Source organism: Mycobacterium sp. 1245805.9, from assembly GCF_001672915.1.
Lineage (GTDB): Bacteria > Actinomycetota > Actinomycetes > Mycobacteriales > Mycobacteriaceae > Mycobacterium.
In genome coordinates this window covers 1-13,533 of the sequence record NZ_LZKR01000136.1, presented here as the reverse complement: position 1 = coordinate 13,533, position 13,533 = coordinate 1, and the positions used below count along the sequence as shown (strand labels likewise).

14 protein-coding genes and 1 pseudogene are annotated in these 13,533 nt (G+C 67.0%); 10 read left to right on the top strand and 5 right to left on the bottom strand.

Annotated elements, in window-relative coordinates; genetic code table 11:
- A pseudogene (locus tag A9X00_RS18870) lies at positions 1–1,117 on the bottom strand (S9 family peptidase); the annotation flags it as partial.
- Positions 1,118–1,140: 23 nt separating this feature from the next.
- On the bottom strand, positions 1,141–1,983 hold the full coding sequence (locus tag A9X00_RS18865; RefSeq protein WP_082975381.1) for a class I SAM-dependent methyltransferase: 843 nt from the start codon (positions 1,981–1,983) through the stop codon (positions 1,141–1,143).
- Positions 1,984–2,070: 87 nt separating this feature from the next.
- Between A9X00_RS18865 and adh the strand changes: the two genes are divergently transcribed.
- The 6 genes from adh to A9X00_RS18835 are packed head-to-tail and all read left to right on the top strand — an operon-like array spanning position 2,071 to position 6,519.
- The gene (gene adh, locus A9X00_RS18860; RefSeq protein ID WP_067156730.1) at positions 2,071–3,594 is read left to right on the top strand and encodes an aldehyde dehydrogenase; all 1,524 of its coding nucleotides are present in this window, start codon (positions 2,071–2,073) and stop codon (positions 3,592–3,594) included.
- On the top strand, positions 3,594–4,037 hold the full coding sequence (locus tag A9X00_RS18855; protein ID WP_067156720.1) for a DUF779 domain-containing protein: 444 nt from the start codon (positions 3,594–3,596) through the stop codon (positions 4,035–4,037). Before adh ends, A9X00_RS18855 begins: the two co-directional genes overlap by 1 nt.
- A 10-nt stretch (positions 4,038–4,047) precedes the next feature.
- Positions 4,048–4,326: a putative holin gene (locus A9X00_RS18850; RefSeq protein WP_067156738.1), complete on the top strand. Its 279-nt coding sequence runs from the start codon at positions 4,048–4,050 to the stop codon at positions 4,324–4,326.
- On the top strand, positions 4,319–4,825 hold the full coding sequence (locus A9X00_RS18845) for a hypothetical protein (RefSeq protein ID WP_067156714.1): 507 nt from the start codon (positions 4,319–4,321) through the stop codon (positions 4,823–4,825). Before A9X00_RS18850 ends, A9X00_RS18845 begins: the two co-directional genes overlap by 8 nt.
- 18 nt (positions 4,826–4,843) lie before the next feature.
- Positions 4,844–6,241, top strand: a complete 1,398-nt coding sequence (lpdA, locus tag A9X00_RS18840) for a dihydrolipoyl dehydrogenase (RefSeq protein WP_067156712.1) — start codon at positions 4,844–4,846, stop codon at positions 6,239–6,241.
- 5 nt (positions 6,242–6,246) lie between these two features.
- Positions 6,247–6,519, top strand: a complete 273-nt coding sequence (locus tag A9X00_RS18835; protein ID WP_082975380.1) for a hypothetical protein — start codon at positions 6,247–6,249, stop codon at positions 6,517–6,519.
- On the opposite strand, the gene A9X00_RS18830 is transcribed toward A9X00_RS18835, so the two are convergent.
- Positions 6,516–7,073 (bottom strand): carboxymuconolactone decarboxylase family protein, encoded by a 558-nt coding sequence (locus tag A9X00_RS18830; RefSeq protein ID WP_067156697.1) that lies wholly within the window; start codon positions 7,071–7,073, stop codon positions 6,516–6,518. The genes A9X00_RS18835 and A9X00_RS18830 overlap by 4 nt on opposite strands.
- Positions 7,070–8,494, bottom strand: coding sequence for an acetate metabolism transcriptional regulator RamB (ramB, locus tag A9X00_RS18825; RefSeq protein ID WP_067156695.1), 1,425 nt, complete (start codon positions 8,492–8,494; stop codon positions 7,070–7,072). Before ramB ends, A9X00_RS18830 begins: the two co-directional genes overlap by 4 nt.
- 157 nt (positions 8,495–8,651) lie before the next feature.
- Between ramB and A9X00_RS18820 the strand changes: the two genes are divergently transcribed.
- The 4 genes from A9X00_RS18820 to A9X00_RS18805 all read left to right on the top strand — a co-directional run bounded on the left by A9X00_RS18820 (position 8,652) and on the right by A9X00_RS18805 (position 12,921).
- Positions 8,652–9,446, top strand: a complete 795-nt coding sequence (locus tag A9X00_RS18820) for an acyl-[acyl-carrier-protein] thioesterase (RefSeq protein WP_067156693.1) — start codon at positions 8,652–8,654, stop codon at positions 9,444–9,446.
- Between the two features lie 285 nt (positions 9,447–9,731).
- Positions 9,732–11,018 carry an isocitrate lyase gene (aceA, locus tag A9X00_RS18815; RefSeq protein ID WP_067156691.1) on the top strand — a complete coding sequence of 429 codons (1,287 nt, stop codon included), beginning with the start codon at positions 9,732–9,734 and terminating at the stop codon, positions 11,016–11,018.
- 107 nt (positions 11,019–11,125) lie between these two features.
- Positions 11,126–11,977: a 3-hydroxybutyryl-CoA dehydrogenase gene (locus A9X00_RS18810; protein ID WP_255363085.1), complete on the top strand. Its 852-nt coding sequence runs from the start codon at positions 11,126–11,128 to the stop codon at positions 11,975–11,977.
- An 83-nt stretch (positions 11,978–12,060) separates the two neighbouring features.
- Positions 12,061–12,921, top strand: a complete 861-nt coding sequence (locus A9X00_RS18805; protein WP_067156689.1) for a cyclopropane mycolic acid synthase family methyltransferase — start codon at positions 12,061–12,063, stop codon at positions 12,919–12,921.
- A 9-nt stretch (positions 12,922–12,930) separates the two neighbouring features.
- Here the strand turns inward: A9X00_RS18805 and A9X00_RS18800 are convergent.
- The coding region (locus A9X00_RS18800; RefSeq protein WP_067153302.1) for a class I SAM-dependent methyltransferase at positions 12,931–13,533 on the bottom strand (603 nt) is incomplete at its 5' end.

The following is a 13,533-nucleotide window of genomic DNA, read 5'->3' as shown; positions in this document are numbered from 1 at the left end:
GAGATGCGCGTCGCCGGTGCGGCCTTGGCGTCCGTGACCGCGTTCGGCGGCACATCCAGACCCGTCGGCGGCGCCACTCGCCCGGCCTGACGATCTCCACCCGGCTGGCCACGTCGGCCAGCGTGACCATCAGCAGGTGGTCGCGCGTCCACGCGTAGTGGTTCAGGGCGGTGTGCTCGTCGGGCTCGAACACCACGTGCAATTCCGCTGTGCCCGCGAGGAATTCGTCGTAGTGGGCGGCCAGCAGCGAACCCGCGGCGTAGGTCGCGTCGCCGAGGTACCAGTCCGTGCGCAGCTCGATCAGGATCCACTCGCGGTGCATCGACAGGCCCGCGTCGGTGGGCGCGTCGATGCGGATCAGCTCCGTGCCGCGCAGCTCGTAGACCTCTTCGTTCCAGAAGTCGAGCGCCCGGCCCAGGAAGGTGCGCTCGAAGCCCGGCGTGCGATCCACCGTGGCGGAGACGCGGACGTCCGAGCGGGCGCCCTCGAAGACGGTCTCCGCGTCGTCCAGCGGGGTGCCGCGCCGCCATCGCTTGACCACGCGCGGGTAACCGGACTCGGTGAGCGAGTCGGCGCCGAAGTCGGTGCCGACCAGCACGGTGTCCGGGTCGGCCCAGGTGATCTGCGACTTGGCCTCGGCAAGTTCGAACCCGCCGGGGACGAATTTGCGTGTGAGCATGTCGAATTCGCGCACGATCGACGCATCCGAGCCGCCGCGGGACAGGCCGACCAGCGCCCGGCTGTGGTCGGGTTCGATGACACCCGCGCCCGCCCACACCCACTTCGTGTCGTCGATTCGGCCCAATTCGTCGACATCGATGAGCACGTCCCAGTCCGGGGCGGCGGTGCGGTAGCTGTCTAACATGGTGCGGCGCCACAGCCCGCGCGGGTTGGCGGCGTCGCGCCAAAAGTTGTAGAGGTATTCGCCGCGGCGGACCACGTAGGGAATGCGGGCATCGGTGTCGAGCACCTCGAGGGCCTCTTTGCGCATCCGCTCGAACTCTTCGTCGCAGAACTCGGCCAGGGTGGGTTCGTTGCGCGCGCGCACCCAGGCCAGCGCGTCGTCGCCGGTGACGTCCTCGAGCCAGAGGTAGGGGTCGTCGGTCATGACCGCCATTCTGACGGCCGGCCGTCGGGCCCCTACGACGCCCTCGTGCCGACCGCCGTCCAGGGCAGCTGCAGTGAGCCGTCGTGCTGGTAGGGCACCAGGGACTCGGCGAGTGTGGCCCGGACGGCTTGGAGTTGGCCGGGATCCAGCGAGTCGATCAGTTCCGCCAGCGGCCCGGCGATGGCGGCGACGTATGTCCAGTGGTCTTCCGCGCTGGCGAATCGCATGACGCCGGTGAGCTCTTCGACCGCGACGTCCGAGAAGCCCGCCGCGGCGGCGAGCGCATGGTTCCGCTCGGGGGTGGCGAGCGAGAAGATGCCGCCGGGCGCGAAGGCGTCCCCGCGGGGCGCGACCCCGTTCTGCAGCAGCGCCACGACGATCTGGAAGATCCAGGGGTTGCGCTCCGGCGGCCCCCACGTCGCGTAGGCGCAGCGGCCGCCCTGCCGCAGCACGCGTCGGATCTCCGCGACCGCCCGCTCCTGCTGAGGGATCAACATCAGCCCGAACCGCGACAGCACCCCGTCGACGCTGCCGTCGGGCAGGTCGATCTGCTGCGCGTCGATGACGCGGCACTCGACGTTCGCCAACCCCAGTTCGTCGGCCCTGCGGCGGGCCGCCGCCACCATCGCCGGCACGAAATCACTGGAGATCAGGCGCCCCGTCGAACCGAGGCGAGTGGCGGCGAGGAACCCGGTTTCCCCGGGGCCGGCGGTCAGCTCCAACACGGTCTGTCCCGGCTGCGGATCGACCTGTTCGACGAGCCACTCCGACACCCGCCGCGCGTCGGAGAAAAGGCGGTCTCGATGCTTGTCCCATGCCGGTGCGACCGCGCTCCAATGGCGCATGGCTGCCTCGGGCGTATTGATTTCGGACATGCTCACCCCCAGCGTCCGACCCCGACTCTACGCGGGGCCGCGGCGTACTGTGAGCAGTGTCACGCGAATGGACAAGGAGCTGAACCGATGACTGTTTTCGCACGTCCGGGCGCTGCCGGGGCGTTGATGTCGTACGAATCCCGGTACGAGAACTTCATCGGGGGCCAGTGGGTGGCTCCCGCGGCCGGCCGCTATTTCGAAAACCCGACGCCGGTCACCGGCCAGACCTTCTGCGAGGTCGCGCGCTCCGACGAGGCCGACATCGCTCACGCGCTGGACGCCGCGCACGCCGCGGCCCCGGCGTGGGGCAAGACCGCGCCCGCCGAGCGGGCGGCGATCCTGAACAAGATCGCCGACCGCATCGAGGAGAACACCCCGGCGCTGGCGGTGGCCGAGGTCTGGGACAACGGCAAACCGATCCGCGAGGCGCTGGCCGCCGACATCCCGCTGGCGGCTGACCATTTCCGGTATTTCGCGGCGGCCCTGCGCGCGCAGGAGGGTTCGCTCTCGCAGATCGACGAGGACACCGTCGCCTACCACTTCCACGAGCCGCTCGGGGTGGTGGGGCAGATCATTCCGTGGAATTTCCCCATCCTGATGGCCGCCTGGAAGATGGCGCCGGCGTTGGCGGCCGGCAACGCGGTGGTGCTCAAACCCGCTGAGCAGACACCGGTTTCGGTGCTCTACCTGATGTCGCTGATCGGTGACCTGCTGCCGGCGGGGGTGGTCAACGTCGTCAACGGCTTCGGCGCCGAGGCCGGCAAGCCGCTGGCGTCGAGCAACCGCATCGCCAAGGTCGCGTTCACCGGCGAGACCACCACCGGCCGGCTGATCATGCAGTACGCCAGCCAGAACCTGATCCCGGTCACCCTGGAGCTCGGCGGCAAGAGCCCCAACATCTTCTTCAACGACGTCATGGCCAAAGGTGACGACTTCCAGGACAAGGCGCTGGAGGGCTTCACCATGTTCGCCCTGAACCAGGGCGAGGTGTGCACGTGCCCGTCGCGCAGCCTGATCCAGGCCGACATCTACGACGAGTTCCTCGAGCTGGCCGCGATCCGCACCAAGGCGGTCCGGCAGGGTGACCCGCTGGACAGCGAGACGATGCTGGGTTCGCAGGCGTCGAACGACCAGATGGAAAAGATCCTGTCCTACATCGAAATCGGCAAAAACGAAGGCGCACAAGTCATTTGCGGCGGCGAGCGCGCCGAGCTGGGCGGCGACCTGGCCGGCGGCTACTACATGCAGCCGACGATCTTCGGTGGCCACAACAAGATGCGGATCTTCCAGGAGGAGATCTTCGGGCCGGTGGTGGCGGTGACGTCGTTCACCGACTACGACGACGCGATCTCGATCGCCAACGACACCCTCTACGGTCTCGGGGCCGGTGTGTGGAGCCGCGACGGCAACACCGCCTACCGGGCCGGACGCGACATCCAGGCGGGCCGGGTGTGGGTCAACTGCTACCACGCCTACCCGGCGCACGCCGCGTTCGGCGGCTACAAGCAGTCCGGCATCGGCCGGGAGAACCACAAGATGATGCTCGACCACTACCAGCAGACCAAGAACATGCTGGTGTCGTATTCGGAAAAGGCGCAGGGCTTCTTCTGATGGTCCCCGGCGCGGTGATCACGGCGGGGGCCGCGGAACTGCTGGCCCGGCTGCAGGACCGGCACGGCCCGGTGATGTTCCACCAGTCCGGCGGCTGCTGCGACGGGTCGTCGCCGATGTGCTACCTGCGCGGGGATTTCCTGGTCGGCGACCGCGACGTGCTGCTCGGCGTGCTCGACGTCGGGGACGGCGTGCCGGTGTGGATCTCGGGCCCGCAGTACCAGACCTGGAAGCACACCCAGCTGGTCATCGACGTCGTCCCGGGCCGCGGCGGCGGGTTCAGCCTGGAGGCGCCCGAGGGCGTGCGGTTCCTGTCGCGCGGGCGCGTCTTCACCGACGAAGAGCAGGCCGAGCTGGCGGCCGAACCCGTCATCACGGGAGCCGCCTACGAGCGTGGCGAACGCCCGGCGGCGCGCGGCCGAGTGGTCGCTGTCGAGCAGTAACCTCGTCAGCGTGATCCCGCTCCCACGCCCCTGGCAGCTGGCCGGCGCCATGCTGATCGGCTGTGCCGTCGGGTTTTTGGCCGGGCTCGGGCTCACCGTGCTGGTGCACGCGAGGATCCGGCCCGACGTCGTCATCGCAGCGGTGGTCGGGCTTCCCGCGGGGCTCGGGCTGCTGACGGTCCTGTTCTCCGGGCGCCGCTGGGTCACCGCGCTGGGCGCGTTCATCCTGTCGCTCGGGCCGGGTTGGTTCGGCGTGCTCGTCGCCCTGCGGGTGGCCGGCCGTGGCTGACGACGAGGACACGGGGACACAGTCATGGGTCCCGGACTTTTCCGACGACGACGACGACACCGGCGCGCAGCCCGTGGCCGAGTCCGCCCCGGATGTCAAGGGGGAAGGCGCGGAGGACGAGGCCGGAGCCGAAGGCGGCGGGCTGCCGGTGCAACCGATCACCGTTCCCGGCCGCTACCAGTACCTGCGGTGGTGGCACCTGGTCCTGGTGCTCCTCGGCGGGTGGATCGTGGCGGGCGTGGTCGGGTTCGGGCTCTTCTACTGGTGGTATCACTCGATCGACAAGACCCCCGCGGTGTTCACGGTGCTGGTGTACGTCGTGGCGTGCGCGGTGGGCGGCGTGCTGCTCGCGATGGCGGAGGGCAGGGCGCTTGTCTCGGCGCTGTCGCTCGCGGTGATGTCGGGACCGTTCGCGTCGGTCGCCGCCGCGGCGCCCCTGTACGGCTACTACTTCTGCGCCCACACGGGCCACTGCCTGATCGGCATCATCCCGTACTAGGCCATTAGGGTAGGGCTCGTGACTTCCCACTATGACGTCGTCGTCCTCGGAGCCGGTCCCGGCGGATACGTCGCGGCCATTCGCGCCGCGCAGCTCGGCTTGAGCACCGCCATCGTCGAGCCGAAGTACTGGGGAGGCGTCTGCCTCAACGTCGGCTGCATCCCGTCCAAGGCGTTGCTGCGCAACGCCGAACTCGCGCACATCTTCACCAAGGAGGCCCAGGCCTTCGGCATCAGCGGCGAAGCGACCTTCGACTACGGCGTCGCCTTCGACCGCAGCCGCAAGGTGGCCGAGGGCCGCGTCGCGGGCGTGCACTTTTTGATGAAGAAGAACAAGATCACCGAGATCCACGGGTACGGCCGGTTCACCGACCCTCACACACTGTCGGTCGACCTCAACGACGGTGGGACCGAGACGGTCACGTTCGACAACGTCATCATCGCCACCGGCAGCAGCACCCGGCTGGTGCCCGGCACCTCGCTGTCGGAAAACGTGGTCACCTACGAGGAACTGATCATGACCCGGGAGCTGCCCGAGTCGATCGTCATCGCCGGGGCCGGGGCCATCGGCATGGAGTTCGGCTACGTGCTGAAGAACTACGGCGTCGACGTCACCATCGTCGAGTTCCTGCCGCGCGCGCTGCCCAACGAGGACGCCGAGGTGTCCAAGGAGATCGAGAAGCAGTTCAAGAAGCTGGGCGTCAAGGTCCTGACCGGGACCAAGGTGGAGGCCATCAACGATGACGGCTCGGTGGTCACCGTCACGGTCAGCAAGGACGGCAAGGCCGAGGACCTCAAGGCCGAAAAGGTGTTGCAGGCCATCGGTTTCGCGCCCAACGTCGAGGGCTACGGCCTAGACAAAGCCGGCGTCGCGCTCACCGACCGCAAGGCGATCGGCATCACCGACTACATGCGCACCAACGTCGACCACATCTACGCCATCGGCGACGTCACCGGCAAGCTGATGCTGGCCCACGTCGCCGAGGCCATGGGGGTGGTGGCGGCCGAAACCATCGCCGGCGCCGAGACTTTGGCCCTCGGCGACTACCGCATGCTGCCCCGCGCGACGTTCTGCCAGCCGAACGTCGCCAGCTTCGGGCTCACCGAACAGCAGGCCCGCGACGAGGGCTACGACGTCGTGGTGGCCAAGTTCCCGTTCACCGCCAACGCCAAGGCACACGGCGTGGGCGACCCCAGCGGCTTCGTCAAGCTGGTCGCCGACAGCAAGTACGGCGAGCTGCTGGGCGGCCACCTGATCGGCCACGACGTGTCCGAGCTGCTGCCCGAGCTGACCCTGGCCCAGAAGTGGGACCTGACCGCCACCGAGCTGGCCCGCAACGTGCACACCCACCCGACCATGTCCGAGGCGCTGCAGGAATGCTTCCACGGCTTGACCGGCCACATGATCAACTTCTGAGCTCGATGCGCAGCGACACCGTTCTGGGCGTCACCGGCGGGGTCGCCGCGGGTTATGTGCTCTGGCTGGTGGCCTTTTCGATCGCCGACGACAATGCGGCGGTGGGGAAGTGGGCCCCGACGGTGCTGCTCGGCTCGGCCGTGCTCGCGCTCGCCGCGGTGCTGTGGGCTTTGGTGCAACGCCGGCGCGGCAAGTACGCGTGGGCCGGGTTCGGCTTCGGCCTGCCCGTCGCGCCGCTGGCGCTGACGCTGGCCGTGCTGGCCGACGTCTACTTCTAGCCGGGCCTGTCCAACGGGATGGCCAGCGCCGACATCGTCGCGGCCAGGCCGTCGTATTGGCTTGCCAGCAAGCAGAATTCGATGAGCTGGCGCCGATCCAGGTGGGTGGCCAGCTCCCGCCAGGTGTCCTCGGTGATCGTGCGGTCCTTGACGAACTCGTCGGTGGCCGCCAGCAGCGCCTGCTGCCGCACGGTCAGGCGCGCCTCGACCCGGTCCAGCGTCTCGGGCCAGGCGAAGATGGCGGCCTGCAGGTCGTCGTCCAGGCCCTGATTTCGCGCCATCCCGCGGTGATGCTGCAGCTCGTATTCGCAACCGCGCACGTGCGCGACCCGCAGGATCACCAACTCGGTGTCGATCGCCGGCAGCCGGCCCCGCAGCAGCCGCCCGCTGTACATCGACCAGGTCCAGAACAACGCCCGGCGCTGCCCCAGGGTGGTGAAGAGGTGCATCTCCGGCACCCCCATCCGGCGCGCGGCCGCCTTGGCCATCACCCAGTTGATCGGCCCCAGCTCGCGGAAGCGCCCCGACGGGATGCGCCCGGTTTGCGCGGTCACGGTTGCTTCACCAGGTAGGGAGACACGGTGCTGCGGTGCTCGTCGAGGTCCAGCGCGCGGCCCAGCGCCGGGAATGCCCGCTGCGGGCAGTTGTCGCGTTCGCAGACGCGGCAGCCCGCGCCGATCGGTGTGGCCACAGTTCCTGGTCCTCCCGAGACGTCGAGCCCTTCGGAGTAGACGAGCCGGTGCGCGTGGCGGAGCTCGCAGCCGAGCCCGATCGCGAAGGTCTTGCCGGGCTGACCATACCGCGCGGCGCGGCGCTCCACGGTGCGAGCCACCCACATGTAGTTGCGGCCGTCGGGCATCTGGGCGATCTGCACCAGGATCTTGCCCGGGTTGGCGAACGTCTCGTAGACGTTCCACAGCGGGCAGGTCCCGCCGCTGGACGAGAAGTGAAAGCCGGTGGCGGACTGCCGCTTTGACATGTTGCCGGCGCGGTCCACCCGGACGAACGAGAACGGCACGCCCCGCATCGTCGGCCGTTGCAGCGTCGAAAGCCGGTGTGCGATGGTCTCGTAACTCACCGAGTAGAACGACGACAGCCGCTCGACGTCGTAGCGGAAATTCTCGGCCACGTCGTGGAATTGGCGGTAGGGCAGCACCGCGGCCGCCGCGAAGTAGTTGGCCAGCCCCAGCCGCGCCAGCGTGTGCGACTCCTCGCTGGTGAACTTGCCCTCGTCGACCAGGCTGTCGATCAGATCCCCGTACTCGAGGTAGGCCAATTCGGCGGCCAGCTTGAACACCTGCTGACCCGAGGAGAGGTGATTGCTGATCTCCAGCGTCTTGGTGCCGGGGTCGAAGCGGTGCAGGACGGTGTCGCCGAGGTCGATGCGCCGGGTGATGTGCACCCCGTGCACCTCGGTGAGCCGGCGGGTCAGCTCGCGGGCCAGGTCGCCGTGGTGCAGCCGCATCGTGACGGTGAGGTCCTCGGCCGCCGTGTCGAGCTCGTGCAGGTAGTTCTGCCGTTGGTAGAAGTAATCGCGCACCTCTTCGTGGGGCATGGTGATCGACCCGGTGCCGCTGCCGTCGGTGTAGCGCTCCTCGGTCGCGGCGGCCAGCTGCGCGGTGGTGATCCGGTAGCGCCGGTGCAGGTTGACCACCGCCCGGGCCAGGACGGGGTGGGCGTTGACCATCTCGGCGACCTCGGTCGGCTCGACGTCGATGTCCAGGTCGCGGTCCATGGTGACCTCGCGCAGCTCGGCGACCAGCCGGGTGTCGTCCTGGGAGGCGAAGAAGGTCGCGTCGACCCCGAACACCTCGGTGATGCGGAGCAGCACCGCGACCGTCAGCGGGCGGACGTCGTGCTCGATCTGGTTGAGGTAGCTCGGCGAGATCTCCAGCATCTGGGCCAGCGCGGCCTGGGAAAACCCGCGCTCGTTGCGCAGTTGCCGAACGCGGGAGCCGACGAAGGTTTTTGCCACTTGACAAAGAATACCGGGCGCTGCGAAGGCGCCGTTAGCAGAGTTGGCACAGCGGCCCTTTCGGGTCGCGATTGGTGTTTCGCAGATGCGTTTTGGCAGTATTCGCATCGGTCCCCGGGTTTAACCTGGGATACCGACGCGCAGGAAAGGGGGAGCCGTGAGCCTGGACAAAATACTGATGCCGGTGCCCGACGGGCACCCCGACGTATTTGGTCGCGAGTGGCCGCTTCGGGTCGCCGACATCGACCGTACCGGCCGGCTGCGCCTCGACGCGGCCGCCCGGCACATCCAGGACATCGGCCAGGATCAGCTGCGCGAGATGGGCTTCGAGGAGACCCACCCGCTGTGGATCGTCCGGCGCACCATGGTCGACCTGATCCGCCCGATCGAGTTCCAGGACATGTTGCGCTGCCGGCGCTGGTGTTCGGGCACCTCCAACCGGTGGTGCGAGATGCGGGTGCGCATCGACGGCCGCAAGGGCGGCCTGATCGAATCCGAGGCTTTCTGGATCAACATCAACCGGGAAACGCAGATGCCGTCGCGCATCGCCGACGACTTCCTGGCGGGGCTGCACAAGACCACGTCGGTCAACCGCCTGAAGTGGAAGGGCTACCTCAAGCCGGGCAGCCGCGATGACGCGAGCGAGATCCACGAGTTCCCGGTCCGGGTGACCGACATCGACCTGTTCGACCACGTGAACAACTCGGTGTACTGGAGCGTGATCGAGGACTACCTGGCGTCGCATCCCGACCTGCTGCGGTGGCCGCTGCGCACCACGATCGAGCACGAGGCGCCGGTCGCGCTGGGCGACAAACTCGAGATCATCTCGCACGTCCACCCGGCCGGTTCGACCGATCAATTCGGTCCGAACCTGGCCGATCGGCCTGTTACAACGCTCACATATGCCGTCGGCGACGAGACAAAAGCCGTCGCCGCGCTCTTCGCTTTGTAGCGGTACCGTCGGTTCCGTCAATTCGCGTCCTGACCTGCGAAAATATGGTTACTGACCGGTAGCTTCTGAAACGGTTAAGTTTGCGTTCATCTTCGCAAAGTTCGCAAAAACGTCCCGGGTTGTTGCCGAAATTGGCAAATGAAACGGCTGGACCTGCAGGAACAAGCTGTGCCATCTTCGAGTTAGCACGCCAGTGAAGTTGAGCCCTAGCTACCGCCGCCAGGCGGGTGGCGTGGACCGTTCAGCGTCAGTTCAGAATCGAAGACCGTTTAAGGAGTAAGCCCAATGTCTGTCGTTGGCACGCCCAAGAGCGCCGAACAGATCCAGCACGACTGGGACACCAACCCGCGGTGGAAGGGTGTCACGCGCACCTACTCCGCCGAGGACGTCGTCGCGCTGCAAGGCACCGTTGTCGAGGAGCACACCCTGGCCCGCCGCGGCGCGGAGGTGCTGTGGGAAGAGCTGCACGACCTGGAGTGGGTCAACGCGCTGGGCGCGCTGACCGGCAACCAGGCCGTCCAGCAGGTCCGCGCCGGCCTCAAGGCCATCTACCTGTCGGGCTGGCAGGTCGCCGGTGACGCCAACCTGTCCGGCCACACCTACCCCGACCAGAGCCTGTACCCGGCCAACTCGGTGCCCCAGGTGGTCCGCCGGATCAACAACGCGCTGCAGCGCGCCGACCAGATCGCCAAGGTCGAGGGCGACAAGTCGGTGGAGAACTGGCTGGCGCCGATCGTCGCCGACGGCGAGGCCGGCTTCGGTGGCGCGCTCAACGTCTACGAGCTGCAGAAGGCCCTGATCGCGGCCGGCGTCGCCGGGTCGCACTGGGAGGACCAGCTGGCCTCGGAGAAGAAGTGCGGCCACCTCGGCGGCAAGGTGCTGATCCCTACTCAGCAGCACATCCGCACCCTGACCTCGGCCCGGCTGGCCGCCGACGTGTGCGGCGTGCCGACCGTCGTGATCGCCCGCACCGACGCCGAGGCGGCGACGCTGATCACGTCCGACGTCGACGAGCGTGACCAGCCGTTCATCACCGGTGAGCGCACCAAGGAAGGCTTCTACCGGACCAAGAACGGCATCGAGCCCTGCATCGCCCGCGCGAAGGCCTACGCCCCGTTCGCCGACCTGATCTGGATGGAGACCGGCACCCCCGATCTGGAGGTCGCGCGCAAGTTCTCCGAGGCGGTCAAGGACGCGTACCCGGACCAGATGCTGGCCTACAACTGCTCGCCGTCGTTCAACTGGCGCAAGCACCTGGATGACGGCACCATCGCGAAGTTCCAAAAGGAGCTTGCCGCAATGGGATTCAAGTTCCAGTTCATCACGCTGGCCGGCTTCCACGCGCTGAACTACTCGATGTTCGATCTGGCCTACGGCTACGCCCGCAACCAGATGAGCGCCTACGTGGAGCTGCAGGAGCGCGAGTTCGCCGCCGAGGAGCGTGGCTACACCGCCACCAAGCACCAGCGCGAGGTCGGTGCCGGTTACTTCGACCGGATCGCCACCACGGTGGACCCGAGCTCGTCGACCACGGCGCTGACCGGCTCCACCGAAGAGGGCCAGTTCCACTAACCTCTAGCAGTGTTCGCCGGGCCCTGCCCGGCCACCAGACGCAGAATCGCGCTCCTGCCGCCCAGTTGCTGCGATTCTGCGTCTGCTCGCGCATGTTAGGAGGAACTGTGATCGAACGCGTAGGGGTTGTCGGTGCCGGGCAGATGGGCTCCGGCATCGCCGAGGTCTCCATCCGCGCGGGAGTCGACGTGACGGTGTACGAGCCGACCGAGGCGCTGATCACGGCGGGGCGCAACCGCATCGTCAAGTCGCTGGAGCGGGGCGTCAGCGCCGGCAAGGTCACCGAGCGGGAACGGGACAGCGCGCTCGGCAAGCTGACCTTCACCACCGACCTGAAAGACCTGGCGGACCGCCAATTGGTGATCGAGGCCATCGTCGAGGACGAGGCCGTCAAGGCCGAGCTCTTCGCCGAACTGGACCGGGTCGTGACCGACCCCAACGCCGTGCTGGCGTCGAACACGTCCAGTATCCCGATCATGAAGGTCGCGGCGGCCACCAAGAACCCCCAGCGCGTGCTGGGCCTGCACTTCTTCAACCCGGTCCCGGTGCTGCCGCTGGTCGAGCTGGTGAGCACGCTGGTCACCGACGAAGCCGCCGCCGCGCGCACCGAGCAGTTCGCGGGCGCAGTGCTGGGCAAGCAGGTGGTGCGCTGCTCGGACCGGTCCGGCTTCGTTGTCAACGCGCTGCTGGTGCCCTACCTGCTGTCGGCGATCCGGATGGTGGAGGCGGGCTTCGCCACCGTCGAGGACGTCGACAAGGCCGTCGTCGCCGGGCTGTCCCACCCGATGGGCCCACTGCGGCTGTCCGACCTGGTCGGGCTGGACACCCTCAAACTCATCGCGGATAAAATGTTCGAGGAATTCAAAGAACCGCAATACGGTCCGCCACCGCTGCTGTTGCGCATGGTTGAGGCGGGCCGGCTGGGCAAAAAATCCGGCCAGGGTTTTTATACTTACTGACGCGGCCGGTGCTGGTGTAGCAACCGATCTGCGCATCCGATATCATCCTCCGGGTCAACAAACGAGAGGTGTATCGGGCAACCATGACTTCGTTGGAGCCGTATTACGAAGAATCGCAATCTATCTACGATGTCTCGGACGAGTTTTTTGCGCTGTTCCTAGACCCGACAATGGGCTACACCTGCGCTTACTTCGAGCGGGACGATATGACCCTCGAGGAAGCGCAGAATGCAAAGTTCGACCTGGCGCTGGGAAAGCTGAACCTCGAGCCCGGGATGACGTTGCTCGACGTCGGCTGCGGCTGGGGCGCGACGCTGCGGCGCGCGATCGAGAAGTACGACGTCAACGTCGTGGGCCTGACGCTGTCGGAGAACCAGGCCGAGCACGTCCAGCAGATGTTCGACCAGCTGGAAACGAACCGCTCGGCCCAGGTGTTGCTGGAGGGCTGGGAGAAGTTCGACGAGCCCGTCGACCGAATCGTCTCGATCGGCGCCTTCGAGCACTTCGGCCGCCAACGCTGGGGCCACTTCTTCAAGATGGCCTACCGGGTGCTGCCGGCCGACGGGGTCATGCTGCTGCACACCATCTCGCGGCCGACCTTCAAAGAGGCCAGGGCGCAGGGCACCCCGTTGACCCACGAGGTCGTCCACTTCACCCAGTTCATCCTGGCCGAGATCTTCCCGGGTGGCTGGCTGCCGACGATCCCGTCGGTCGAAGAGCATGCCGCCGACGCCGGGTTCAAGGTGACCCGGATCCAGTCGTTGCAGCTGCACTACGCCAGGACGCTGGAAATCTGGGCCGCGGCGCTCGAGTCCAACAAGGACAAGGCCATCGCGATCCAGTCGGAAAAGGTTTACGACCGGTACATGAAGTACCTGACCGGCTGCGCCAAGCTGTTCCGCCAGGGCTACACGGACGTCAACCAGTTCACGTGTGAGAAGTAGCCGGGCCGGCTACTTGGCCAGCGTGAACTGGCCGACGTTGCTGATGCCCTTGCGGAAGAAGTCCTCGCACCCCGTCAAGTAGTGCATATAGCGCTCGTAGACTTCCTCGGACTGGATGGCGATCGCTTTTTCTTTGTTCGCCTCCAGGTTGGCCGCCCAAATATTCAGCGTCCGTTCATAATGCTCGCGCAGCAATTGCACTTTTTCGACGCTGAATCTGGCCGCCTGCGCCAGTGAGAAAATATCTTCCTGCGCCGGCAGCTGCCCACCCGGGAAGATTTCCGTGTAGATAAATCGCGTGAACCGCACGTCGCTCATCGTCAAAGCGATGCCGCGCTCGTGCATCTGCTTCTGTGAATGCGCCAAAATTGTGTGCAAGAGCATCCTGCCGTCGTCGGGAAGGATGTCGTAGGCGCGGTCGAAAAACGCGGGCCAACGGTCGGCTTTGAAGGCCTCGAACGCGCCTATGCTGACGATCCGGTCGACCTTGTCGTCGAACTCTTCCCAGCCCTGCAACCGCACTTCGACGTCGCGCTCGGTCGGGATCCCCGCCAGCCTGGTTTTGCTGTACTCGAACTGGTTGCGGCTGAGGGTAATTCCGATCACGTTGAC

Coding starts and splice junctions, on each gene's coding strand:
- A9X00_RS18855 (WP_067156720.1), top strand. CDS start 3,594: ATGGTCCCCGGCGCGGTGATCACGGCGGGGGCCGCGGAACTGCTGGCC.
- aceA (WP_067156691.1), top strand. CDS start 9,732: ATGTCTGTCGTTGGCACGCCCAAGAGCGCCGAACAGATCCAGCACGAC.
- A9X00_RS18805 (WP_067156689.1), top strand. CDS start 12,061: ATGACTTCGTTGGAGCCGTATTACGAAGAATCGCAATCTATCTACGAT.
- adh (WP_067156730.1), top strand. CDS start 2,071: ATGACTGTTTTCGCACGTCCGGGCGCTGCCGGGGCGTTGATGTCGTAC.
- A9X00_RS18865 (WP_082975381.1), bottom strand. CDS start 1,983: ATGTCCGAAATCAATACGCCCGAGGCAGCCATGCGCCATTGGAGCGCG.
- A9X00_RS18835 (WP_082975380.1), top strand. CDS start 6,247: ATGCGCAGCGACACCGTTCTGGGCGTCACCGGCGGGGTCGCCGCGGGT.